Source organism: Oceanihabitans sediminis (genome assembly GCF_003337215.1).
Lineage (GTDB): Bacteria > Bacteroidota > Bacteroidia > Flavobacteriales > Flavobacteriaceae > Oceanihabitans > Oceanihabitans sediminis.
On record NZ_QPIG01000004.1, the window covers coordinates 51164 to 76797 of the forward strand.

Below are 25634 nucleotides of genomic sequence, written 5' to 3' on the forward strand. Positions count from 1 at the left end.
AGCCGTTTTTTAATATTGTGAAACCTCACCTGGAGAAGTAATCAATTTTTTTTTGAAAAGTATATCACCAAAAGTTTAATCAAAAATAAAATTATTACACTTTTTTTTCATAAACCTCTCTCAATGCTTTTAGAACACTTACTTTATTTATGGGTTTTACTAAAAAACTTTGAACCTCGCTATAAGTTTCAGATTTTTCAATATCTGCTGGATCAACAGAAGAACTTACAATAAAAACCGTAATATTCTTACTGATTCTTAGCTTAATAAATTCATCTAAAAATTGCCAACCATCCATAATTGGCATATTTATGTCTAAAAAAATAACATCCGGCAATACTTCTCCCGATTCTGCCACAAGTTTAATATTGTTTATAGCTTCTAAGCCATTTTTATACACAGAGACTTTGTCACATAAATTAGATGCCTTAAGACACTTTTTTGCTGCAAAAACAAAAATAGGATCATCGTCTATTATGCATATTAAATTGGCTCTATTCATACAAAAAGTGTATTGTAAAGGTACTCCCTTTATTAACAGTACTTGTAACATCAATAGTTGCTCCTATAGCATCTATTTGGTTTTTGGTAATAAACAGCCCCAAACCTCTTGAATCTTCATGAGAATGGAAAGTTTTGTATAAACCAAACATTTTATCTTTATGTAAATCCAGGTTTATACCTTGACCGTTATCGGAAATATCTAATTTCACATATTTCTCATCAACCGTAGCTGTAACCTCTATTTTAGGGTCAAGTCCCTTTTGTCTGTACTTAATAGCATTCGTGATAATATTCAACAAAATACTATCTAAATATGCTGGAATTGCTAAAACGTTAATATCGCTTGCTATGTTTACACTTAGTTCAGAGCGTGTTTCTAAAATTAGTGCCCTACTACTATTAATTGACTTATCGGTATACTCTAGTAGATTTAAAGGTTCTAATTTTACATTTAAATTACTATTAATCAGTGAAACTTTATGCAGATTATCAATCGTTTCCGATAAGTTTTTTACAGCATCATTTAAAAAAGGAAAATATTCGTTTTGAGTAGCAGAAGGAATATCTTCCTGCATTAAGTCAAGAAGCATTGTTAAATTTCCTGAATGAGACCTTAAATTATGGGAAACAATATGAGCAAAATTTAGAAGTCGTAGGTTTTGTTCTTCAGTGGTTTTATGAAGCTGCTTAATTCTTTGCTCTGCTTTTTTTGCATGACTTATATCTATAATATTTTTTATAAAATATAATGGTTCATTATTTTTATCTCTTAGTAATGAAGTGGAAGTTAATCCATAAACAGTTTCTCCATTTTTTCGAAGGTATTGTTTTTCCATTTGGAAGTTATTAAGAGAACCTTCAATCATCTTTTTGGTAAGATCTTTGCATTCACCGCGAAGCCCCGGTATAATTACTTCTTCATATTTTAATTCTAAAAAGTCTCTTTCACTATAACCTAAAAACTCACAAAAACTTTTATTTGCTAATAAAAAATCATCATTTAAATCTACCACAGCCACTCCGTTTGGTGCGTGTTCTAAAATAGTTCTAACTTGTTTTTCTTTAAGAGCTGTTTCATTATACACATTAGTTTTTGCTGTGATATCTTGAAGAACTCCCATTAACTTCACACAAACACCCGCTTTAAAAACAGGGTAACCAATAGCTCGAACCCATTTCTTATTGTTTTTGGCTGTTGTTAATTGTATTTCAATATCATACTCTTCTCCAGTAGCGATTGCTTTTTCAATAACCTTCTCTAATAATTCTCTTTCTTTAAAAGCAGTATAAAATTCTACTGCTTTTTCATATTCTGGAATATAGTCTGGATTTACTTCGTGTATTTTTTTCGTTACAGGACTCCAATAAAGGCTTTTATTTACTAAATCCAACTCCCAAGATCCTATTGCAATAGCTTCTTGCACCACATTTAGGAACCTATTAGTTTCGCTAAAACTACTAGGTGAATCTTCTAGTGAGAATATTTTTTTGTCTACGTCCTTCATTAGTAAGTCGATCTTGAGGCATAAAAAGTTTATCGATTATTTTATGTAACAACAAAAATAATATTTAATATACCATTTCTTAGTAAGAATAACAAAAAACGGCTTAAAAAAAATTCAAACCGTTTTTTTATCTTACTTGAAGATAAAGTTGTTTAGTTTTTAAAAACTGTTTCTCCATCCTTTGTTAATTCTACCTTCACCCCTTTTCCTCTTAATTCATATTGGTCGTTTTTATACCAAATTCCTGAAGCTGCTTTTTCTGCAACTAAATTAATTTGTTCACCACCATTTAAATAAGCTTTTAAGGTTCCTTCTGTGTTATTGAAAGTCATATGAAGCGTTTGTCCTTTATCGTCTTTCAGAGAAGTTTCTACAATATCATCTTCATGTTCAAAAACTACCTCATCCCCTTTGGACAACTGTATATTGTTTCCTTTTCCTCTTAGTTCATAAGTATCATTTTTGTACCAAAATCCTGAAGCTGATTTTTCTTGTTCTAAGGTAACCGTTTCACCTTCAAAATCGAAAGTTGCTGTTCCACTTGTATTATTAAATACAACTTCCAGTTTCTTTCCGTCTTTATTTATTGTAGTTGTTGTTACAATATCATCTGCTATTGTTTCAACAGTTTCTGTTACATCAGTTTCTACGTTTTCTTGTTTAGGAGTTTCTTTACAAGCATTAAAAAATAGTGTAGCTAGCATGCTGAAGGTTAAAATTTTTTTTGTCATTTTTTAGGTAATATTTCTTTATTAAAAATCAGTTTATTGCGGTTGTTTTCCACAGGAAATAATTATCCAAAAACTATGCCAACACCTTTATAAACCCCATGTATTCTTTCTGTAATTATATACGATTTTTTTCCTTTTTATCGACTTCCATATAAAGAATTCTATTATGCTTTCAATTCGAAAAAATCTCGTTTTCCTATTTTAATTTTCGTCTCGTTTTTTAATTCTATTTCCGCAAACGGGTCTAGATTTTTTTCGTTATTAATTTTAACAGCTCCACTTTCTATAAGTCTTCGCACTGCAGATTTAGATTGCTCTTTTTTAAGTTGCACACATAAATCTACTAAACTTATAATCCCATTTTCTTGTTGAAGACTATTAATTAAAACAGACTCAAAGCTTTTTTCTTCAAATTTTTTATTTTGAAATTGATTGATAAAGAATGCTTCTGCGTTTTGAGCTTCTGCTTCATTATGGTATTGAGTAATAATGTTTTTAGCTATGAGCTTTTTAATTTCCATTGGGTTTTCTCCATTTGACAAACGTGCTTTAACAGCTTCTTTTTCTGAAACGGAAAAATCTGTAGCTAAATCTAAAAACTCTTCTATTAAGCTATCTGGCATCGACATGGTTTTACCAAACATATCATTTGGCGCATCTGTTAAACCTATAATATTATTTAGTGATTTACTCATTTTCTCTTTGCCGTCAAGCCCCTTCAATAATGGCATACACATTACAACCTGCGGGTTCATTTCAAAGGTTTCTTGCAACTGTCTTCCCATGGTGCAATTAAAAAGCTGATCCGTTCCACCCATTTCGATATCTGCTTTTATTTCAACAGAATCAAACCCTTGAAGGATTGGGTACACCAATTCGTGCATGGCAATTGGCGAATTTTCGGTAAAACGCTTATTAAAATCTTTGCGATGCATTAACTGTGCAACAGTAACCTTAGATAAAATCTGAATGACTTCTGTAAAAGATAGTTTATCTAACCATTCTGAATTAAAAACGATTTTAACCTTATCGGTATCAATTATTTTAGACAATTGATTTAGATAAGTTTGTGCATTCTGTTTTACCTCTGCTGCCGACAGTGGCTTCCTGCTCTTATTTTTACCAGTGGGATCTCCTATTTGAGCAGTGAAATCTCCTACTAAAATCACGATTTGGTGACCTAAGTCTTGAAATTGCTTCAACTTCTTTAATACAACAGCATGCCCTAAATGTAAATCTGGAGCTGTAGGGTCAAATCCAAGTTTAATAATTAGCTTTCGATTGTCCTTTTTTGCTTGTTCTAATTTTTCTTCCAATCCGTTTTCTGGAAGAATGATTTCTACATTTTCTTTTAAATTACTTATCATTTTCTTAATTTTTTAAAATAAAAAAGCCCGAGCAATATTGCCCGGGCTTTTAATTATTATACTTACTTATTAAATTTCTTATATCAGAATTTATTTAAAATACATATATAGTCAAACCGAGCAGCTATTATTTGGTAATAATAAGTACTGAAATATGGTAAGCGTAATATGTTGTTTAAATTTTTCATTCTCGACTGCAAAATTAAATCTTAATATTCTGATATGCAACTTTTTGTTTTGTAGGATTTACACCTTTCTCTCTCTAGTTATGCTTCATTTAACAATTACAATTAGTCACAATGCCTTAAATACCATTTTTCTGTACTATAGATTGTATGGTAGTAGCTTTGAAAACTAAAAGTATTCAAAAAAAAGAGGCGACTATTACGCCGCCTCTTTGCTACTAATCCAAATTAACCTTAGAGAGATTAACCGCTATGTTTATGCTTGTTTTGTAAACTGTACGTCAACAACCATTTTTACTTTATCTGAAACCACAATGCTTCCAGCTTCTGTAACTGCACTCCAAGTTAAGTTGAAGTCTTTTCTGTTGATAGTACCTGTCATTTCAAATCCAGCTTTTGTTTGTCCGTAAGGATCTTCTGCTACACCATTTAATTCTGCGTCTAAAACAACTTCTTTCGTGATGTCTCTTATCGTTAAATCTCCTACTAATTTTTCTCCGTCGAAAGATTTTGAAACGAATTTCATTTCAGGGAATTTTTCAGAATTAAAGAAATCATCCGATCTTAAATGGGTATCTCTATCTTTGTTTTTTGTGTTGATGGATGCTGTTTTTGCACTAAAGCTAAAATCTGCATTCTTAAAATCATCTCCAGCTGTTTTTGCAGTTGCTTCAAAGTCTTCAAAGTGACCTGTTACGGTAGAAATCATCATGTGTTTTACTTTGAATGCTATTTCTGAATGTGCGTTGTCTAATGACCAGTTTGTGTTTTTACTCATTTTTATATGTTTTTATTGTTACTAATAATTTTTGTTTATATTATTCGTCTGAATAATCAATCTTGTGTTATAGAATTATATTGACATTGGTACTTCCATTAAAAGTACTCGTGCATTTTCCGATGCTTTTACATCTATGCTCTCCATATCCCAAATCCCCATACCGTCTCTTCTAGAAAGTTTTTCTCCTTCAATCTCTACTTCACCTTCAAGAATAAAGGCATAAACTCCATTTCCTTCTTTTTTGATTTTGTAGATATCCGATTTTCCTTTTTCAAACTTCCCTAAATGAAACCAAGCATCTTGATTAATATATACTCCCTGATCGTCTTTATTAGGAGAAAGTACTTGATAAAAAGCGTTTTCCTTAGCGATGTCTCTAATAGATACTTGATCGTATCGTGGATCTAGATTTCTTTCTTTTGGAAAAACCCAAATTTGAAGAAACTTTACTTCCTTGTCTTTGTTTTTATTGTACTCGGAATGTGTGATTCCTGTTCCTGCAGTTAATACCTGCACGTCTCCTTCTTTTATAACAGCCACATTCCCCATACTATCTTTGTGTTCTAAATCACCTTCTAAAGGGATGGAAATAATTTCCATATTATCGTGTGGGTGCGTACCAAATCCCATTCCGGCTGCTACCGTATCATCGTTTAATACTCGTAACACACCAAAATTCATACGCTCTGGGTTATAATAGTTAGCAAAACTGAAAGTGTGATGTGAGTTTAACCAACCGTGATTTGCGTGTCCTCTAGTTTCTGCTTTGTGAATTATTGTGTTCATAGTCTATCTCTTTTTATTTGATAATTAATAAAATCCTACTTGCCGCATCAAATTATCGTAATTTTTAACGATAGCTGATTATTGCTTTAAGTATGGCACAAAGATATAACACATTAAAAACGTGCAGAATATAAAAAAGAGGGATAGACTTATGAAAATCCGATATTATAGTAAAAATCTAATATTTTAGTACCCGAAGACAGTATTTAACTGAGTTTTAAGTAATAGAAATCAACGTAACCTATAAAGAAGTTCATTATAAGTTTTAGAAATAATCTTTTATTAAAAGATGAAAAAGCTCATTAACTAAAACTACGGCCACAAGAATGTATAAAGACCAAAATGTCTTAATAACTATTTTTGAATTAATGCCGCTGCATCACTATCTAATATATACTCTACTTGTGGTAATGATTGTAGAATAGATGCTGGAGTATCTATAGAAACAGCGCCATAAATAGCCTTGTTTATGATTTCAGATTTTCTTTGTCCTAAAGCTAGTAAGAGTATTTTCTTTGCTTGCAGAATTGTATTTATTCCCATGCTTATAGCTTGTTGCGGAACATTCTCTAAAGTTCCAAAATCTGATTTTGCATCTTCTCTTGTTACAGGGTGTAAATTAACTAATCGTGTAATAGAATCGAAACTAGAGCGTGGTTCATTAAAACCAATATGACCATTGCGACCAATTCCTAATAATTGTAAATCTAAACCACCATAACTTGCTATTTTTTCTTCATATTCATTACAATACTTTGAAATATCAGTTGAAGAACCATCTACATGTGGGATATGAATATTTGAAGACTTAATATCTACATGAGCAAACAAATTTTGCTCCATAAAATAAGTATAACTTTGAGAGTCTCCTGCATTTATTGGGAAGTACTCATCAAGATTAAAGCTTATAACATTCTGAAAACTTAAACCTTCATCATTATGCATACGAATTAATTCCTGATAAACTCGCTTTGGTGTATTTCCTGTAGCCAAACCTAATACTGCATGCTTACCTTCTTTTTGTTTCCTTGATATAAGTGCTGCTATTGTATTTGCAGTATATATAGAAGCCTCCTCGGCATTTTTATACAATGTAAGATTAACTTGAGTAAGATTGTCAGTACTATAATTCATAATTGGTTAAAACTATTGCTATTTGCTATGATGATTAAAAGCTTCAAAAAAATATCAAATAATATTCTGCTTAATAAAATAAAAGGTTGCAAAAATACTACTTTTATATGAGTTCATCACATACCTTATTACGTTTTTCCAACAAAAAAAAACCATAGACACATGAATTTAAACAACTTATAAAACGATCATGTTTCTTAAGCAATTAAATAATATTTGATAGTTTTTTTATAGAGCAGCATATTTTTTAGTTATTTCAACTGGTGTAACCCTGTCAATTATCTTGAAAAATTGAAGAGTATTCTAGTATTCTTTCTGCAAAAAAAAAGCCATTTACAAAACTTGTAAATGGCTTTTTATATTATAATGATAGATGATTATTTGATCTCAACTAACTCTAAATCAAAAACTAAATCTTGACCAGCTAAAGGGTGATTTCCATCAACTACGATATGATCTTCATTAACCTCTGCAATTCTAAATTGGTGCTCTCTTCCGTCTTCACTTTTTGAAACTAAACCTAAACCTACTTGTGGTTCCAACTCTTGAGGTAACTGAGCTTTATCAACTTTGTGAAATAATTCTTCACGAACCTCACCATAAGCCTCATTTACAGGAATCTCTACTGTTTTTTTATCATTCACTTTCATATCGATAACAGCTTTTTCAAAACCAGGAATCAACATACCTTCACCTAATGTAAACTCTAAAGGTTCACGCTCTAACGAACTGTCAAAAACTTGACCATTACTTAATTTTCCTGTGTAATGTACTTTTACCGTGTCTTTTTCTTTTACTTGACTCATAAATATTTTTAAAATTTTAATAAATAAAGTGCAAAGCTATTATTTATATATTGAATATTAGGAGAATATGCGATTTTTCAATATAAATTAAGAAAAACTTAACTTTATTATATCTTTTTAAATATTTAGGTTACTAAAAGATTAAACTACATAGTATAGCGGAAATCACATTCCATGCGAAATTTACTTTCTATAATTAACCCACTACTAACTGTGTATTAACTTATAATCTAGTATCAACTTGTATCGCATTTTCTATGTAGAATAAATACTTAGGAAGCCAAAAAAACCATAAAACCTTGTAAATCATATGATTTACAAGGTTTTAGTTTCTTTTTGTATATTGTTTTGTCGGGGTGGCAGGATTCGAACCTGCGACCTCCGCGTCCCAAACGCGGCGCGATAACCGGGCTACGCTACACCCCGAATTGGTTATCTAGAAATCACAAATAGTGAATTTCGAGGTGCAAATATATAGATTTTCTTTATAAACAAACAATAAAAAGAAGTAAATTGTGAATAGATTTTATTTTTTTAAATGATGAAACAGATATCACTCCTTATAACTATATTATTTTCAATAAGTTTCAGCTCTTGTGCACAAGACAAAAATCCGGTAAATAAAAATCATTCTTATGAAATTATTGTTCCAGAATTACAAAATCCATGGGGATTTGAGTTTCTTCCAGACGGTTCTATGCTAATAAATGAGAAATCAGGAAGAATGATTCATTATAAAAATGGAAAAAAATCAATAATTAGCGGATTACCCAAAATAGAAGTCCTTGGTCAAGGTGGGTTAATGGACATAAAACTCCATCCAAACTACAAAAATAACGGTTGGATTTATATTACTTACGCTGCATCTAATGATACGAATAAAGGAGCCAACACTTCTATCATGAGAGCAAAACTAGAGGGCAACAAACTAAGCAATCAAGAAGTTCTTTATACAGCAACTCCCAACACAACGGCAGGTCAGCATTTTGGTTCGAGAATAGCTTTTGACGCTAATAACCACCTCTATTTTTCTATTGGGGATCGAGGCGAAAGAGATGTTAATCCGCAAGATCTTAGTCGTGATGGAGGAAAGATCTACAGACTAAATGATGATGGTAGTATTCCTAAAGACAATCCCTTTTTAAATAATCCAAATGCTAAAAAAGCTATTTTTAGTTACGGACATAGAAATCCACAAGGTATGGTGATTCACCCAGAAACCGGCGAAATTTGGTCGCATGAACACGGACCAAAAGGTGGAGACGAAATCAATATTATTCAATCTGGAAAAAACTATGGCTGGCCGCTTGTAACTTATGGCATCAATTATTACGGAACAAAAATTTCAGATAAAACTAGAATGCCAGGAACCCAACAGCCAATATATTACTGGGATCCTTCCATTGCACCAAGCGGCATGGCTTTTATTACAAGTGACATCTACCCTAACTGGAAAGGAAACCTTTTAATAGGCTCCTTAAAGTTTCAATATTTAAATAGATGTGTTATAAAAAAAAACAAAGTTATTAAAGAAGAAAGGCTGCTTGACAAAATTGGAAGAGTTCGCAGTATAAGACAAGGTCCAAATGGTTATATTTACGTCGGGGTGGAAAATGTTGGGATTGTTAAAATTATTCCGAAGAATTAATATTAAATTTGTGCTCTTATATAAAAACATAATTTCATGCTTATAATAGGAATAGCCGGAGGAACAGGTTGCGGAAAAACAACCGTTGTAGATCAGATTTTAAATCAATTACCTGAAGGAGAAGTCGGTATCATATCTCAAGACTCATATTACCAAGACACCACTCACCTTTCTTATGACGAGCGTGTAAAAATCAACTTTGATCACCCTAGAAGCATCGATTTTGAACTATTAGTAGATCACTTAAAAGAATTAAAAAATGGCAATCCCATTGAGCAACCCGTTTATTCTTTTGTAAAACATAATAGAACCGGCGACACAATTAAAACGCTTCCTAGAAAAGTAATGATAGTTGAAGGTATTTTAATACTTACAAATCCAGAATTAAGAGATATGTTTGATATTAAAATATTTGTACATGCAGACAGCGACGAGCGTTTAATAAGACGTTTAAAACGTGATATCGCAGAACGCGGAAGAGATATAAACGAAGTGCTTACCCGTTACCAAAACACACTAAAACCAATGCATCAGCAGTTCATTGAACCAATGAAAGAGTATGCAGATATTATCATACCTAACAACAAATACAACACCGTTGCTGTAGATATTGTAAAAACAATCATAAACGAAAAAATTAGCTAATGTTTAAAAGGATAAAAGAAAAAAAGTATGTTTTTATTTTTATATCCTTTGTTATTTGGATGCTTTTCTTTGATGCAAATTCCTATTTAATTCACAGAGAACTAAATAATGAGCTAGACGAACTAGAAGTTGAAAAAGATTTTTATATTAAAGAAATTCAAAAAGATAAAAAAGAGCTTAAAAAATTAAGTACAGACGAAGGTTTAGAAAAATTTGCTAGAGAAGAATATTATATGAAACGTCAAAACGAAGACATTTATATAATAGAATATGAAGACAGCTTAAAAACAAAGAAATGATGAATAAAAAACTGTTTACAGGTTTTGAAAAAGTTTCTTCCAAAGAATGGAAACAAAAAATACAAGTAGACCTTAAAGGTGCAGACTATAACGAAACACTTATTTGGAAAACAAACCAAGGTATAGACGTAAAACCGTTTTATCATGCCGATGAATTTGAAGCTCCTTTCCATAAGATTTCAAATGACATAAAATGGTCTATCTGCCAAAGTATTTTTGTGCACGATGTAGCTTTAAGTAACCAAAAAGCTTTAGATGTATTAAACAGAGGTGCAGAAAGTCTACAATTTATTCTTCCGAATGCGGAAGTTTCTATTAAAGATTTACTTCAAAATATAGATCTTGATAAAACCATTCTATATTTCAAACTAGAGTTTTTAGATGCTGCATTTGTAAAACAATTATCTCAAATCCCTTCAAAAGCTGGAATATATATTTTTACAGATATTATTGGTAATCTTGCTAGAACCGGAAATTGGTTCAGTAACTTAAAGGAAGACCATACACAATTTGAAGCTATTGTTAAGGAAACCAACAGTTTTAGTATAGATGTTTCTCTTTATCAAAATGCAGGAGCAACCATGGTACAGCAACTAGCGTACGCACTTGCAAAAACTAACGAATACCTAAATCTTTTATACAACAACAAGGAAGCTAGCGAAACAAAAAACCAAGAACTAACTTGTGTTTTCAATGTTGCTGTTGGCACAAACTATTTTTTTGAAATAGCAAAACTTCGTGCTTTACGAGTTTTATTTGATGCATTAGTTTCAGAATATAATATAGAAGCTACTTGCCATATTGTTGCAACACCTTCAAAACGAAATAAAACCATCTACGACTATAATACAAACATGCTTCGCACAACTACCGAATGTATGAGTGCTATTCTTGGTAACGCAGATGCTGTTTGCAATTTAGCTTACGACGCCATTTACCATAAAGACAATGAGTTTTCAGATCGTATTGCAAGAAACCAATTATTAGTATTAAAAAACGAAAGCTATTTTGATGCTGTAGAAAATGCTTCTGATGGATCATATTATATAGAAAGCCTGACCAATCAACTTGCAGAGAAATCCTTAGAATTATTTAAAGATATCGAAGAACAAGGTGGTTTACTACACCAACTAAAAGAAGGCACAATTCAGCGTAAAATAAAAGAAAGCGCTGCTAAAGAAAAAGAGCAATTAGATGCCGGAAAGATGGTGCTTTTAGGAACCAATAAGCATCCAAATAAAGCAGATAAAATGAAAGAGGAATTAGAGTTATTCCCTTTTGTTAAAACAAATATCAGAAAAACACTTATCTCACCAATCATTGAAAAAAGATTGGCAGAAAACATAGAACAAGAACGATTAAAAACAGAAAATTAAATTAATTAAATCATCATGAAAACTTTTAGTATTAAACTTTTATTGGTAATCTTAATTATTAACCTTTCTAGCTGTAAACAAGAAAACACTCCGACATTTTCAAATTATAAATTTGCTGAAAAACCTCAAGTATTATCCTGTACAGATGTAGATAGTAAACTTTTAAATGAAGCATTATATTCTTTTGAAAGTGATATTGCTGCATCGTATAATAACCATCGAAACAACTTAGTCTTATCTATTAATACTTTTACAAGACAAGCAGCCTCTAGAACTCCAGACTATGCTAAAATTGCAACGCAACATTCTGTAGAATTAGCTTCAGCTTTAAAAGATGCAGGATTTTTAAATGATAACGGAGTTAATTATAACAATCCTGTATTTGATTGCTTTACAGAAAAAATTCAAGAGAGCGGATTAAAAACAACTTTTAATGCATTGCTTTCTACCAATAGCCTTAAAAAAGAATTAATTAACCCGCCACTACAAAGAAACGCACATACTGTAGGAAACGATAAGTATTTAGCAATGTATGTAGCTTTAGAATATTATTATTCAGCAATTTTAAACATGGATTTAGAAGCTGAAAATAAACCAGCAGAAAACACTAAAGTAGATTTTAACAAGCGTCCAGCTAGGAAATAAATGAATATGCGCAAGAAAGTTCAACATATTACTCTTAAAACATACCATTCTAAAAGTAAAGAAGCGAATACCAAAAAGGAGCTTTTCAATACTGCGGAAGATATTCCTGTAAAACAGAATTACACAGAAGAGGATTTAAAAGATGTAGAGCACATCGGTTTTGTTGCAGGAATTGCTCCAAACCTTCGTGGCCCATACAGTACCATGTACGTTCGTAGACCATGGACTATCAGACAGTACGCAGGTTTTTCAACTGCAGAAGAAAGTAATGCCTTTTACAGAAGAAACCTTGCTGCTGGACAAAAAGGACTTTCCGTTGCCTTCGATTTGGCTACACATAGAGGCTATGACTCCGATCACGAAAGAGTGGTTGGAGATGTAGGAAAAGCAGGTGTTGCAATAGATTCTGTTGAAGACATGAAAGTGCTTTTCGATCAGATTCCTTTAGATAAAATGTCGGTTTCCATGACCATGAACGGAGCCGTTTTGCCAATCATGGCCTTTTATATTGTTGCTGCTGAAGAACAAGGAGTTAAACCAGAACAACTTGCAGGTACTATTCAAAACGATATTTTAAAGGAGTTTATGGTAAGAAACACATACATCTACCCTCCTACTCCTTCCATGAAAATCATATCAGATATTTTTGAGTATACGAGCAAAAACATGCCGAAATTCAATAGTATTAGTATTTCGGGTTACCATATGCAGGAAGCTGGTGCAACTTGTGATATTGAGTTAGCTTACACTTTAGCAGACGGATTAGAATATATAAGAAAAGGTTTAGATGCCGGAATGGATATTGACACCTTTGCTCCTAGACTTTCTTTTTTCTGGGCAATTGGGATGAACCATTTCATGGAAATCGCCAAAATGCGTGCAGCAAGAATACTTTGGGCTAAATTGGTAAAACAATTCCAGCCAAAAAACGAAAAATCTCTTGCTCTAAGAACGCATTGCCAAACTTCTGGATGGAGCTTAACAGAGCAAGATCCTTTTAATAACGTAGCTAGAACAACTGTAGAAGCTGCAGCAGCTGCTTTTGGAGGAACACAGTCCTTACATACTAATGCCTTAGACGAAGCCATTGCTTTACCAACCGATTTCTCTGCAAGAATAGCAAGAAACACGCAAATATTCTTACAAGAAGAAACCAATATCACCAAGACAGTAGACCCTTGGGCTGGTAGTTATTATGTTGAAAAACTTACTCATGATATCGCACAAAAAGCTTGGACTTTAATTGAAGAGGTGGAAGAACTAGGCGGAATGACCAAAGCTATTGAAGCTGGAATTCCAAAAATTAGAATTGAAGAAGCTGCGGCAAGAAAACAAGCTAGAATAGATTCTGGTCAAGATATTATTGTTGGTGTTAATAAATATAGACTAGCGGAAGAAGCTGCAATTGCAACTTTAGAAGTAGACAACCAAACCGTTAGAAACCAACAAATAGCTAGCTTAAACAAAATTAAAGCCGAAAGAAATAACGAAAAAGTAAAAGAAGCTTTAGCTAATTTAACCGAAGCTGCTAAAACAGGAAAAGAAAACTTACTATCTTTAGCTGTAGAAGCTGCTCGAGAAAGAGCAACATTAGGTGAAATTAGTGATGCTTTAGAAGTAGCTTTTGGAAGATATAAAGCACAAATAAAATCATTTTCTGGCGTGTATAGTAAAGAAATAAAAGATGACAAATCTTTTGCTACAGCAAAAGAAATGGCAAACCAATTTGCAGAATTAGAAGGTAGAAGGCCTAGAATTATGATTGCAAAAATGGGTCAAGATGGCCATGATCGTGGAGCAAAAGTTGTTGCAACTGGTTATGCCGATGTTGGTTTTGACGTAGATATAGGCCCCTTATTCCAAACACCTAAAGAAGCTGCCAAACAAGCGGTAGAAAACGATGTTCATATTCTTGGTGTTTCTTCTTTAGCAGCAGGACACAAAACATTAGTTCCACAAGTAATTGAAGAACTTAAAAACTATGGCCGTGAAGATATTATGGTAATTGTTGGTGGAGTAATACCAAAACAAGATTATCAATATCTATTTGATGCTGGTGCAGTTGCTGTATTTGGACCTGGAACTAAAATTAGCGATGCAGCAATTAAAATCTTAGAAATCTTAATTGACGAATAAATAAATTCTCTTCTATTTTTACAAAGAAATTCTAGTTTATGTCTGATAAAAAAAGATGGTTATTGGTGATAATTATGACAATAGTTTCCGTTTTAATCGGAGGAATTTCTTTGTTTTTCATCTAACATAAACACCTGAAGCATCTAGATTAACAATCGTTTAAAAGAAAATATTAAAAACTTTCTTCTAAACGATTGTTTGTTTTTGGGGCTTCGCAAAACAAATCTGCTTTTTTGACTTTGTTTTAACCAAGTGTTAACAACTTCCGTTTTATTTACTCATAAATAATCGTATTTTTGATTCTCCTAAAATCAAATCAAATTAATGGGTAAAATTATAGCTATTGCTAATCAAAAAGGTGGTGTTGGAAAAACAACTACCTCTATAAACTTAGCAGCCTCCCTAGGTGTGCTTGAAAAGAAAGTATTACTGATAGATGCAGATCCGCAAGCAAATGCGACTTCTGGATTAGGTATAAATGTTGAAGAAGTAGAAGTTGGTACTTATCAACTTTTAGAACATACCAATTCCTCTAGACAAGCTATTGTAAAAACAGAAACTCCAAACCTAGATATAATACCTGCTCATATTGACCTAGTTGCAATTGAAATTGAATTAGTTGATAAGGACCAGAGAGAATATATGCTAAAAACAGCATTAGAAGAAGTTAAAGATGATTATGACTATATTTTAATCGATTGTGCTCCTTCTTTAGGCTTATTAACATTAAACGCTTTAACAGCTGCAGACTCGGTTATTATCCCAATACAATGTGAATATTTTGCATTAGAAGGTTTAGGAAAATTATTAAACACCATAAAAAGTGTTCAAAAAATTCACAATACAGAATTAGATATTGAAGGACTTTTACTTACTATGTACGATTCGCGTTTACGCTTATCTAATCAGGTAGTAGAAGAAGTACAAAAGCACTTTAACGATATGGTTTTTAACACCATCATCCAACGTAATGTACGTTTAAGTGAGGCTCCAAGTTATGGTGAAAGCATTATTAATTATGACGCTTCCAGTAAAGGTGCAAGTAATTATTTAAGTCTTGCAAAAGAAATTATTACAAAAAACTCTTAGAAAATGGCGAAGGCAACGAAGAAACAAGCTTTAGGAAGAGGGCTTTCAGCTCTTTTAAAAGATCCTAGCAACGATATACAATCAGCAAAAGACAAAGATGCAGACAAGGTAATTGGTAATATTGTAGAGTTAGAATTAGACTTAATTGAAGTGAACCCATTTCAACCACGTACTAATTTTAATGAAGAATCGCTTCGTGAATTAGCTTCCTCAATCAAAGAGCTTGGTGTTATTCAACCAATAACAGTAAGAAAACTTGCTTTTAACAAATACCAATTAGTATCTGGAGAGCGTCGTTTCCGTGCTAGTAAACTTATAGGTTTAGCTACGGTTCCTGCATATATACGAATTGCAAACGACCAAGAAAGCCTGGAAATGGCACTGGTTGAAAACATTCAACGTCAGGATTTAGACCCAATCGAAATCGCATTATCCTACCAACGTTTAATTGACGAAATTCAATTAACACAAGAGGAAATGAGCGAGCGTGTTGGTAAAAAACGATCAACTATTGCTAACTATTTACGTTTATTAAAACTAGATCCGATTATTCAAACAGGAATGCGCGATGGCTTTATTTCTATGGGCCATGGTCGTGCAATTATTAATATTGAGGATCAAGATGTTCAGTTAGAAATTTACGGAAAAATTGTAGAAAACAAACTTTCTGTTAGAGATACAGAAACGCTTGTAAGAAACTATAATTCCTCACAAGAAGTAAGTGTTCCTAAGAAAGACAAACCTGCATTACCTAAGTTTGTAAAAACAGGAATTAAAGATTTTTCAGAATACTTCGGACATAAAATAGACGTTAAAGTTTCTTCTAACGGAAAAGGAAAAATAACCATTCCTTTTCATTCGGAAGAAGATTTCAACAGAATTAAAAGGTTGTTACAGCGTGAAAAGTAGAATTTTCATATTAGTAGCTTTTTGTTTTTGTTTTCAGTTTTCCGCTTTAGCGCAAGAAAAAAAAGAAAATAAAGCAGAAAAGCAAAAACTAGAAGAAGGGCTTATTATCGAAGGAGAATTAGACACCAAAGATGCCATAGACCCGCTTTCGCCTGCTCGAGCTGCATTCTACTCTGCCGTCTTACCTGGCTTAGGGCATATACACCTTAAACAATATTGGAAGGTTCCTGTAATTTACGCAGGTCTTGGTGCCGGAACCTATTTTTACATCAACAATCATAATGATTATAAAAGATACCGAGAGGCTTACAAACGTAGGTTAGCAGGTTTTCAAGATGATGAATTTTATGGTTCGGTGACAGATAAAGGTTTAGAGGAAGCCCAAAAAACATTAAAAAGAAACAAAGAATTATCGCTTTTGGTAACTGCCGGTGTTTACGTATTAAACATTGTTTGGGCGAATGTAGATGCACATTTACTTCAGTTTAATGTAGATGAAAATCTAACTTTTATGCCACATTATAAACTTAATGAATTTGACAATTCTGGTGATGTAGGTCTTACCGTAAACTTTAAATTTTAAATAATGAAAATTGCACTACTTGGCTACGGAAAAATGGGAAAAACCATTGAGCAAATCGCTATACAACGTGGTCATTCTATTGTAATTAAAACCAATAACGAAGATTACGATATTAGCAAAGCAGATATTGCTATTGATTTTAGTATTCCAACAGCTGCTTTTAATAACATCACGCACTGTTTAAATAACAATATTCCTGTAATTTCCGGAACCACAGGTTGGCTTGAAAATTATGATAAAGCTGTAGCTTTATGTGAAGAAAAAAAAGGTGCATTTATCTATGCTTCTAACTTTAGTCTAGGGGTAAACATTTTCTTCGAACTGAATAATACGCTAGCAAAAATGATGCATTCTTTAAAAGAATATAATGTTTCTATTGAAGAAATTCATCATACACAAAAACTAGATGCTCCTAGCGGAACGGCAATCACACTTGCTAACGGAATTATTAAAGAATATTCGAATTTAAACGGATGGAGTTTAGAACCGAATAAAGAAGATGCTTTACCTATTACAGCAAAAAGAATAGATGCAGTTCCTGGCACACACACTGTAACTTACCAAAGCAAAGTAGATACCATTGATATTAAACACACGGCCCACAGCAGAGAAGGTTTTGCTCTTGGTGCTGTAGTTGCTGCAGAATGGCTTTTAGGTAAAACAGGGGTGTTTAGCATGAAAGATGTGCTAAATATTAACTAAGTAATAATATATTTGTACTGCTTAAAACAGTAGAATAACCATTAATTGCTTCATGCAATTAGCATTATATAAATTATGACATTAACGCAATTACTTATCATTTTCCTTATTATTCAAGTAATCCACGGATTAGGTACTTGGAAATTATATATAAAAGCTGGTAGACAAGCATGGGAAGCTTTTGTTCCTGTTTACAACGCGGTAGTTTTAATGAAAATTATAAACAGACCTTGGTACTATACCATTCTATTATTTTTACCTATCGTAAACCTGATTATGTTTCCAGTAATTTGGGTAGAAACAGCGAGAAGTTTCGGTAAAAACCAATATCTAGATACCTTTCTTGCAATTGTTTCTTTAGGTTTTTATAATTACTACTTAAACTACGCGGCAGATGTAGAACATATTAAAGACAGAAGCTTACAGCCTAAATCTTCGTCTGGCGATTGGGTAAGCTCTGTGTTATTTGCTATTGTAGCAGCAACTATTGTACATACTTATTTTATTCAACCATATACTATCCCTACTTCTTCATTAGAGAAATCTTTATTAGTAGGTGACTTTTTATTCGTTAGTAAGTTTCATTATGGAGCTCGTGTACCTATGACTGCAGTTTCAGCACCTATGGTACATGATACTATTCCTATTATTAATAAGAAATCTTACTTATATGATGATAATGTAGAAAACAAAAACACTTCTTTCATCAATAAGCTATCCTTACCATATTTAAGAATTCCTGGATTTCAGAAAATTAAACGTAATGATATTGTAGTTTTCAACTGGCCGGTAGATACTTTATACAATATGTATATGCCAGCAGAAAGAAATTATTACAAACCTATTGATAAGAAAACAAACTACGTAAAACGTTGTGTGGGTATCCCTGGAGACAGTTTATCTATTCGTGATGGATATGTATATATCAACGGAAAGCAAAATGAATTACCGGATAGAGCGAAGCTTCAGTTTTCCTATTTAGTAAAAACTAAGAACAACCAAGATTTCAATCTGCAATACCTACATGACAGGTATGATATGAACCCTAATAGAGTTGGAAAAGTAGATCAAGACGTTTATAAATTCATGGGAATTTATTCAGGAGATTTAGAGAAATTCAAGCATAACCCGAAAGTAGATCAAATTATTCCTTTAAAAGAAGAAGAAGGAAAACGTAACCCAAGCATTTTCCCTCACGACCCTAATTACCCTTGGAACAATGACTACATGGGTGCTTTATATATTCCTGAAAAAGGAGCAACTATAGACATTAATTTAGATGTATTGCCAATTTACAAACGTATTATTACTGAATACGAAAATAATACGCTTCAAGTTAAAGGGAATCAAATATTTATTAATGGAGAATTAGCTACCAAATACACCTTTAAACAAGACTATTATTGGTTAATGGGAGATAACAGACATGACTCTCAAGATTCTAGAACCTGGGGATTTGTACCTTGGGATCACGTAGTAGGCAAGCCTGTATTTATTTGGTTTAGTTGGGATGCTAACGGACAAGGAATTGCAAACAAAATTCGTTGGGATAGAGTATTTACAACTGTTGGAGGTAGCGGAGAACGTGTTTCATACTTAATACCATTCTTAATTTTACTAGCAGGATGGTATGGCTACGGTAAATGGAGAAAAAGAAAAGAAGCAAATAGCTAATTTCTAAAAGTAAAAACCTGAAACGAATGAGTGCTGTTATTCACCCAACGTATTTTCCAAATATCGCGAATTTCACTGCTATACTGCATGCTGCAGACGATTTAGTTTTTGAAATGCACGATAATTACCAAAAGCAAACCTATAGAAATAGAACTTTTATTTATGCTGCCAACGGAAAGCTGCAATTGAGCATTCCTATAATTCACTCGCATAAAGACAGACAAATGTATAGGGACATAAAGATTGCTAATACAGAAAAATGGCAATCTATACATTGGAAATCACTTGAAACTGCTTATAGAACTTCTCCTTATTTTGAATTTTATGAAGATGATATTCAGCCCTTATTTACTGAGGAAGCAGAGTATCTTTTAGATTTCAATATAAAGTGCTTTGAAACCGTTTTAGAATGTCTACAATTGGAAGTAAACACTTCAGAAACAGAAGTATTTCAAAAAACAATTACTAACAAGTCTGACTTTAGACATTTAGCAAATTCTAGAAAAGAACCTAAATACGCTTTTGATAAATACACGCAAATTTTTGACGATAAGCATGGATTTATCTCTAATTTAAGCATCTTAGATTTATTATTTCACGAGGGCCCAAACGCTATAAGTTATTTAGAAAACCAATATAAACACTTATAATGCTACAAGCCTTTCTACATTATGGTATTCACTTCGGTTTTCCACTAGTTGTCGCACTTATATTCTTTAAGTCTAATTGGAAAATTGCTTATTTAATAATGGCTGCTGGTATTTTAATAGATCTAGATCACTTATTAGCTACGCCAATGTTTGACCCGAATAGATGTAGTATTAACTTCCACCCTTTGCACACTTACTATGCTATGGCGGTTTATGTATTGCTATTAATTCCTAACAAAACAAGATTAGTAGGGTTAGGATTAAGTATTCACATCCTAGCAGATTATGTAGATTGTTCTTTTATGTAATAATTTCTAGGGAAGATTTTAAAAGACGAACTTAATCTTTGAAAGAAAGTTTTGCCATTACAGGAAAGTGATCGGAATAATGCACATCATAAGTTTTGAAAGCATCTACTTCAAAATGATTATCAACTAAAATAAAATCTATTCTTGTAGGGAAAAATTTAAAGTCATAGGTTCTTCCGAAACCATTTCCTGCCACTTTAAACGCATCGGTTAAGCCTTCGCTTATTTCTTTATAAACATAAGAAAACGCAGTATTATTTAAATCGCCACAAACAATAACCTTGTGTTTAGACTTGTTTTTATGTTTTAAGAACATTTCTGTTTGTTCTTGCTGCATCTTAAAAGAATTCCCAATTCGCTTCACCAAACGCTCAGAATTCTCTTGAGAAATAGCTTCAACTTTCGTGTCTATTTTCAAAGATTGTAAATGAATATTATATACACGTATAGTATCTTTTTTCTTTACAATGTCCACAAAAATGGCATTATTAGAAGTTTTAGGAAATGAAATAGAACCAGAGTTTATGATTGGATACTGTGAGAAAATCGCTTGCCCAATCTTATTTCTTTTTCCTGAAAGTTTTTCGTATTTATATTTAAAGAAAGATAAATCTATATCTATATGCGGATGATACTCTTGGAAACTTACTACATCGGGTGCTTTATCTTTAATAAAGTCCACTAGTTTGACTTGTGTATCTTTATCCTCTATCCAATCGTATAAATTAAAAAGCCTAACATTATAATTCATTACACTTAGGCTATTCTCTTTATCTATTTCAGCGGGAGTAGAAAATTTATATAAGGAGCCGAAATACAAATAACCGACTACTAAAACAACAAAAGATAAAAAGAACTGCTTTTGGACTTTTAGCAACCAATACAGAAAAAACAATGCATTAACCAATATCAAAAATGGTACAGCCAAACTTAAAACAGAAAGTACTGAAAATGTCTTTGGAGGAATAAAAGGTAAAACATACGAAAGCAATAAAAGTGTGGCCGCAACAGAGTTGAAGAAGAATACAATTTTATTAATAAAGTTTAATTTTTTCATATGTTGGTTAAAACAGCAAACTAACTTTAGCGTCTACTTCCCTGCTCTAAATAAAAGTTCCTTTTCCTCTTTTGTTAAACTATCGTAACCGCTTTTACTAATCTTATCTAGGATAATATCAATCTTCTTTTGGTTATTAAACTCTTGAAATTCTTCTTTAGTATATCCTGCGACTTTTCCTTTCTTTTTATGAACGGTTTTTAAATTACTAGGTTTATTTTTAAATAAAGCCATAAAACTATCCATATACTTTTCAAAACCTTTACCTATATCTTTTCCTTTGGTGAATTGTGTGGCATAAAAATATCCTAAAATACTACCACCAAAATGCGCTAAGTTTCCTCCTGCATTTGCTCCAAATAACCCTAAAAAATCTATAGCAACAATGGCAATCCCGATATGTTTTAATTTGATATTAAAGGTGAAGAATCGTAAATCCATATTAGGTATATAAGCACACATAAAAATAATTAATGCTCTTACTCCTGCAGATGCTCCAACTAATTTTGAGCTAGGATTAAAAAATCCTGGTAATAAATTATACCCCAATAAAAAGGCTAAAGCACCAAAAATAATACCTAGAAAATATACGTTTAAAGCTAGTTTAGTAGGAAGCATATTTAGAAACATCCTACCTATAAAATACAGCCATAGTAAATTGAATAGTGTGTGAATAAACTCATAATGTACAAAGGCATAAGTTATGATACTCCATGGTTGCATTAAAAACGCATAAATATCACTCGGTAACTCAAACCAAGCTAAACTAGAGCTTGTTTTTAAGGCAAACCTTAAAATTTGTGCTAGTATAAAAACAACAATATTTACAGCTATTAGTTTTTCAAAAACATTTAGCTGCTTAAATTTATGCTGAAAATCTTGCGTGAAATTATTCATTAATCCCAACGATTTTGGTTAAACTGATTTCGTTTCCAATACCACATAATAAGAAAACCTGTTATTGCTCCACCAACGTGAGCCATATATGCTGTATTACTCGGACTAAAAAAAGATTGCCCTGATAGTGCAGAAACAACATCTAATAAGATAATTCCTGGTATAAAGTATTTGGCTTTTATAGGTATTGGCAGAAAAATCATCATCAATTTTGCTTCTGGATTCATCATACCAAAAGCTGCCAAAACCCCCATAATACAACCAGAAGCCCCAACCATGGATGCATTATAAATAGGAAAAATGCTTTTAAGATTTGCTAACTGGCTATCACTTATTTGCGAAGTAACTTGATTGGAAGAAACCATACGCACAATCTCTTCACTAGTTAATCCTGAATTTACTAACTCGTTAAAAGTTGGTATATAATTAAAATAATAAAACCCTAACTGAAATAATAAAGCTCCTAAACCCGCAGACAAATAAATAAACAGAAACTTCTTACTTCCAAGAACTTGCTCTACGGCAGTACCAAACATCCATAAGGCAAACATATTAAAAAGTAAATGTGTAAAACCACCATGCATAAACATATGCGTTATAATTTGCCACGGCTGAAAGGCTTCATTTTTAGGAAAATATAAAGCAAACCAATCATAAAATAATTGTCCGCCACCAATAGTCATCGTACCTATAAACATAATTACGTTTATGATGATAAGATGCTTTACTGTGTCTGTAATTCTATTCATATGTATATTCCGAGAAACTGGAAACCTATTTTAATTAAACTTGTATTTATAAAAACTTTCTATCCAACTCATCTATATTCATAGTGATAAAAGTTGGTTTGTTTGTTGGCGAAACACTAGGCTCCTTACAAGCAAAGAGTTTATTAACTAAATGCTCTTGCTCTTGCATGGTTAAACCTTGTCCTGTTTTAATTGCCAAGCTTTTAGACATGGATTTTGCAAGTAAATCTGCAGCGCTAAAGTTACTATCTGGCACCTCATTTTCTACGTCGCTAATTAGCTGTTCTAAAATAATAGAAACCTCACTCTCTGGCACACTAACAGGCACACCAGTAATTTCTAATCCGTCTTCAGTAATATTATCAAACATAAATCCTGTATGTTCTAAATCTTCTTTAACCTGTTTGATAATAGCTATTTCTTGCGGTGAAAAATGTAATTGCAAAGGGAACAATAGTTGTTGACTCATTGCTTCTTTCACCGTTATATATTGAAGAAAATCTTCATATAAAATACGCTGATGTGCTTTATGCTGATCTATAAGAAGCATACCTGATTTTATCTTGCTAATAATATACTTGTTATGTAGCTGATAGGTGGATTGCTGCTGTTCTACTTCATTTTCATTTTGAAACATAGAAGCCGTTTTCTCATCACTTTCATAACGAACCTCACTAAAATCTTTTTGTGATTTTGTTCCTTTAGATTCTAATCCAACATAAAGACCTTCCCTGGAACCAGCAGGCTCTTTTTTAAAGGAACGCGTTTGCGTATTACTCGCAGTTCTTTCCTCTTGAAAAGGGTTAAAGCCTTTATCCACTTCAATTACAGGCACTTTAACTCCTTTGTTTTGATAGTCATAAGGCGTATCTAAATCGGCATCACGGTCAAAATCTAAAACTGGTGCTATATTAAATTGCCCTAAACTATGTTTTACCGAAGCTCTTAAAATGGCATATAAAGTATGCTCATCATCAAATTTTATTTCGGTTTTTGTTGGGTGAATATTTATATCTATGGTTTGCGGATTCACTTCTAAATTTAAGAAATAGCTCGCATGCGCTCCGTCTTTCAATAAACCTTCAAAAGCGGAAGCAATTGCATGATTTAAATATGCACTCTTTATAAACCTATTGTTTACAAAGAAAAACTGTTCTCCTCTAGATTTCTTGGCATATTCTGGTTTTCCCACAAATCCTGAAATCTTAATAACTTCAGTATCTTCATTAACAGGTACTAACTTTTCATTTGTTTTGTTTCCAAAGATATTAACAATACGCTGTCTGTAGTTACTTTCCGGAAGCATAAAAACTTCACTTCCGTTATGATACATAGCAAAAGCAATATTAGGATGTGCTAAAGCTACTCGGTGAAACTCATCTACAATATGGCGTAATTCTACGGTATTCGATTTTAAAAAATTTCTTCGTGCTGGAATATTAAAAAACAAATTCTTGACAGCAATCGAAGTTCCTTTAGGGGTTACCACTACCTCCTGCTCTACTACTTCACTTCCTTCAATAATAATACTTGTTCCAACTTCATCTTCTTCCTGCTTGGTTTTTAATTCTACATGTGCAATCGCTGCAATACTAGCCAAGGCTTCCCCACGAAAACCTTTTGTATTTAACTTAAAAAGATCATCTGCAGTACGAATTTTGGAAGTTGCATGGCGTTCAAAACTTAAACGAGCATCTGTAGCACTCATTCCTTCGCCATCGTCTATAACTTGAATTAAAGTTTTACCAGCATCTTTTACAATTAGCTTAATGCTTGTAGCATGAGCATCAATAGCGTTTTCTAGTAATTCTTTCACTACCGAAGCAGGACGCTGTACGACTTCGCCTGCCGCTATTTGGTTAGCAACATGATCTGGTAAAAGTTGAATAATATCTGACATAAATTATTTTGAAAAGAATATAGATAAATCAAAATCTATAATAAGCAAAAATACAAAGATGAGGATAGCTAGAATAATCAAAACACGTTTATTTGCCGACTTGTCTTCGTTGTGTTTATAGTCGTTTAAAGCAGAAACTAGCTTCGATTTTAGTCCACCTTGATTACCAACCGTTTGTCTGTGGTCATCAAATTTATGTTTAATTTCATAAGGATTTCCTTCGCCCTTATAAAAGCGAGGTTCGTAGCCAAACTTCTTATTTTTTCGTGTTTTAAATATTCCCATAATCTCTTTCTTTATTCGTAACTACCTAAAACATATAGCAATATTAATACTGCTATCAAAAACATTACCATTACCGGTAAACTAGAGAAAACACTTCCTTTTCTTTTAGAAGTACTTCGAATCTCATCCCATTGGGATGCTAAACTTTCTTTTTGTGAAAGTTCTTCTTCTCGCTTCTGTTTAGATGGAAAGTTAAACTTTCTGTTTTTTCTCTGATTAAATAAATTCACTGTAAAATTGAAAGTGTGAGTTACTCTTCAAATTTACTCAATTTAGTAGGATA

At 32.5% G+C, this 25634-nt stretch carries 27 protein-coding genes and 1 tRNA gene; 13 read left to right on the top strand and 15 right to left on the bottom strand.

Annotated elements, in window-relative coordinates; genetic code table 11:
- Window positions 1–94: 94 nt before the first annotated feature.
- The 9 genes from DU428_RS10435 to DU428_RS10475 form a co-directional block, all read right to left on the bottom strand.
- Window positions 95–502 carry a response regulator gene (locus DU428_RS10435; protein WP_072350796.1) on the bottom strand — a complete coding sequence of 136 codons (408 nt, stop codon included), beginning with the start codon at window positions 500–502 and terminating at the stop codon, window positions 95–97.
- Window positions 495–2009: a sensor histidine kinase gene (locus DU428_RS10440; protein WP_083585060.1), complete on the bottom strand. Its 1515-nt coding sequence runs from the start codon at window positions 2007–2009 to the stop codon at window positions 495–497. Before DU428_RS10440 ends, DU428_RS10435 begins: the two co-directional genes overlap by 8 nt.
- A 152-nt stretch (window positions 2010–2161) precedes the next feature.
- Entirely contained in the window at window positions 2162–2740 is a 579-nt protein-coding gene (locus DU428_RS10445) for an MliC family protein (protein ID WP_072350795.1), read from the bottom strand.
- Between the two features lie 164 nt (window positions 2741–2904).
- Window positions 2905–4107 (bottom strand): tyrosine--tRNA ligase, encoded by a 1203-nt coding sequence (tyrS, locus tag DU428_RS10450; protein WP_072350794.1) that lies wholly within the window; start codon window positions 4105–4107, stop codon window positions 2905–2907.
- 441 nt (window positions 4108–4548) lie between these two features.
- Complete coding sequence (locus DU428_RS10455; RefSeq protein WP_072350793.1) at window positions 4549–5070, bottom strand: YceI family protein; 522 nt, start codon at window positions 5068–5070, stop codon at window positions 4549–4551.
- Window positions 5071–5145: 75 nt separating this feature from the next.
- Complete coding sequence (locus tag DU428_RS10460; protein ID WP_113966322.1) at window positions 5146–5859, bottom strand: pirin family protein; 714 nt, start codon at window positions 5857–5859, stop codon at window positions 5146–5148.
- A gap of 354 nt (window positions 5860–6213) precedes the next feature.
- A complete protein-coding gene (nagB, locus tag DU428_RS10465) occupies window positions 6214–6993 on the bottom strand; it encodes a glucosamine-6-phosphate deaminase (RefSeq protein WP_113966323.1) in 780 nt (259 codons plus the stop codon).
- A 377-nt stretch (window positions 6994–7370) separates the two neighbouring features.
- On the bottom strand, window positions 7371–7799 hold the full coding sequence (locus DU428_RS10470; RefSeq protein WP_072350791.1) for an FKBP-type peptidyl-prolyl cis-trans isomerase: 429 nt from the start codon (window positions 7797–7799) through the stop codon (window positions 7371–7373).
- Between the two features lie 351 nt (window positions 7800–8150).
- A tRNA-Pro gene (locus tag DU428_RS10475) sits at window positions 8151–8225 on the bottom strand.
- A 115-nt stretch (window positions 8226–8340) separates the two neighbouring features.
- Here DU428_RS10475 and DU428_RS10480 point away from each other — a divergent pair.
- The 13 genes from DU428_RS10480 to DU428_RS10540 all read left to right on the top strand — a co-directional run bounded on the left by DU428_RS10480 (window position 8341) and on the right by DU428_RS10540 (window position 20463).
- Window positions 8341–9447 carry a PQQ-dependent sugar dehydrogenase gene (locus DU428_RS10480; RefSeq protein ID WP_072350858.1) on the top strand — a complete coding sequence of 369 codons (1107 nt, stop codon included), beginning with the start codon at window positions 8341–8343 and terminating at the stop codon, window positions 9445–9447.
- Between the two features lie 36 nt (window positions 9448–9483).
- Entirely contained in the window at window positions 9484–10092 is a 609-nt protein-coding gene (udk, locus tag DU428_RS10485) for a uridine kinase (protein ID WP_113966324.1), read from the top strand.
- Window positions 10092–10391 (top strand): FtsB family cell division protein, encoded by a 300-nt coding sequence (locus DU428_RS10490; protein ID WP_072350789.1) that lies wholly within the window; start codon window positions 10092–10094, stop codon window positions 10389–10391. Before udk ends, DU428_RS10490 begins: the two co-directional genes overlap by 1 nt.
- The gene (locus DU428_RS10495; RefSeq protein ID WP_113966414.1) at window positions 10391–11767 is read left to right on the top strand and encodes a methylmalonyl-CoA mutase subunit beta; all 1377 of its coding nucleotides are present in this window, start codon (window positions 10391–10393) and stop codon (window positions 11765–11767) included. Before DU428_RS10490 ends, DU428_RS10495 begins: the two co-directional genes overlap by 1 nt.
- A gap of 15 nt (window positions 11768–11782) precedes the next feature.
- Window positions 11783–12412: a hypothetical protein gene (locus DU428_RS10500; RefSeq protein ID WP_072350788.1), complete on the top strand. Its 630-nt coding sequence runs from the start codon at window positions 11783–11785 to the stop codon at window positions 12410–12412.
- A gap of 6 nt (window positions 12413–12418) precedes the next feature.
- Complete coding sequence (scpA, locus tag DU428_RS10505) at window positions 12419–14548, top strand: methylmalonyl-CoA mutase (RefSeq protein ID WP_072350856.1); 2130 nt, start codon at window positions 12419–12421, stop codon at window positions 14546–14548.
- Window positions 14549–14872: 324 nt separating this feature from the next.
- On the top strand, window positions 14873–15637 hold the full coding sequence (locus DU428_RS10510; RefSeq protein WP_072350787.1) for a ParA family protein: 765 nt from the start codon (window positions 14873–14875) through the stop codon (window positions 15635–15637).
- Window positions 15638–15640: 3 nt separating this feature from the next.
- Window positions 15641–16546, top strand: coding sequence for a ParB/RepB/Spo0J family partition protein (locus DU428_RS10515; RefSeq protein WP_072350786.1), 906 nt, complete (start codon window positions 15641–15643; stop codon window positions 16544–16546).
- Window positions 16536–17129 (top strand): DUF5683 domain-containing protein, encoded by a 594-nt coding sequence (locus DU428_RS10520; RefSeq protein WP_113966325.1) that lies wholly within the window; start codon window positions 16536–16538, stop codon window positions 17127–17129. Before DU428_RS10515 ends, DU428_RS10520 begins: the two co-directional genes overlap by 11 nt.
- Before the next feature lie 3 nt (window positions 17130–17132).
- Window positions 17133–17831: a 4-hydroxy-tetrahydrodipicolinate reductase gene (dapB, locus tag DU428_RS10525; RefSeq protein WP_072350784.1), complete on the top strand. Its 699-nt coding sequence runs from the start codon at window positions 17133–17135 to the stop codon at window positions 17829–17831.
- 75 nt (window positions 17832–17906) lie between these two features.
- On the top strand, window positions 17907–19505 hold the full coding sequence (gene lepB / locus DU428_RS10530) for a signal peptidase I (RefSeq protein ID WP_072350783.1): 1599 nt from the start codon (window positions 17907–17909) through the stop codon (window positions 19503–19505).
- A gap of 26 nt (window positions 19506–19531) precedes the next feature.
- Window positions 19532–20155 (top strand): WbqC family protein, encoded by a 624-nt coding sequence (locus tag DU428_RS10535; protein ID WP_072350782.1) that lies wholly within the window; start codon window positions 19532–19534, stop codon window positions 20153–20155.
- On the top strand, window positions 20155–20463 hold the full coding sequence (locus DU428_RS10540) for a DUF6122 family protein (RefSeq protein ID WP_113966326.1): 309 nt from the start codon (window positions 20155–20157) through the stop codon (window positions 20461–20463). The genes DU428_RS10535 and DU428_RS10540 overlap by 1 nt, the downstream gene beginning before the upstream one ends.
- Window positions 20464–20494: 31 nt before the next feature.
- On the opposite strand, the gene DU428_RS10545 is transcribed toward DU428_RS10540, so the two are convergent.
- From DU428_RS10545 to DU428_RS10570, 6 genes are read right to left on the bottom strand one after another with little or no spacing between them, the layout of a single operon-like run.
- Complete coding sequence (locus DU428_RS10545; RefSeq protein WP_113966327.1) at window positions 20495–21520, bottom strand: endonuclease/exonuclease/phosphatase family protein; 1026 nt, start codon at window positions 21518–21520, stop codon at window positions 20495–20497.
- A gap of 33 nt (window positions 21521–21553) precedes the next feature.
- Complete coding sequence (locus DU428_RS10550; RefSeq protein ID WP_072350779.1) at window positions 21554–22417, bottom strand: rhomboid family intramembrane serine protease; 864 nt, start codon at window positions 22415–22417, stop codon at window positions 21554–21556.
- The gene (locus DU428_RS10555) at window positions 22417–23166 is read right to left on the bottom strand and encodes a rhomboid family intramembrane serine protease (protein ID WP_072350778.1); all 750 of its coding nucleotides are present in this window, start codon (window positions 23164–23166) and stop codon (window positions 22417–22419) included. Before DU428_RS10555 ends, DU428_RS10550 begins: the two co-directional genes overlap by 1 nt.
- Window positions 23167–23212: 46 nt before the next feature.
- The gene (mutL, locus tag DU428_RS10560) at window positions 23213–25066 is read right to left on the bottom strand and encodes a DNA mismatch repair endonuclease MutL (protein ID WP_113966328.1); all 1854 of its coding nucleotides are present in this window, start codon (window positions 25064–25066) and stop codon (window positions 23213–23215) included.
- 3 nt (window positions 25067–25069) lie between these two features.
- A complete protein-coding gene (locus DU428_RS10565; RefSeq protein WP_072350776.1) occupies window positions 25070–25351 on the bottom strand; it encodes a riboflavin synthase subunit beta in 282 nt (93 codons plus the stop codon).
- A gap of 11 nt (window positions 25352–25362) precedes the next feature.
- Entirely contained in the window at window positions 25363–25581 is a 219-nt protein-coding gene (locus DU428_RS10570) for a hypothetical protein (RefSeq protein ID WP_113966329.1), read from the bottom strand.
- Between the last annotated feature and the right edge of the window lie 53 nt (window positions 25582–25634).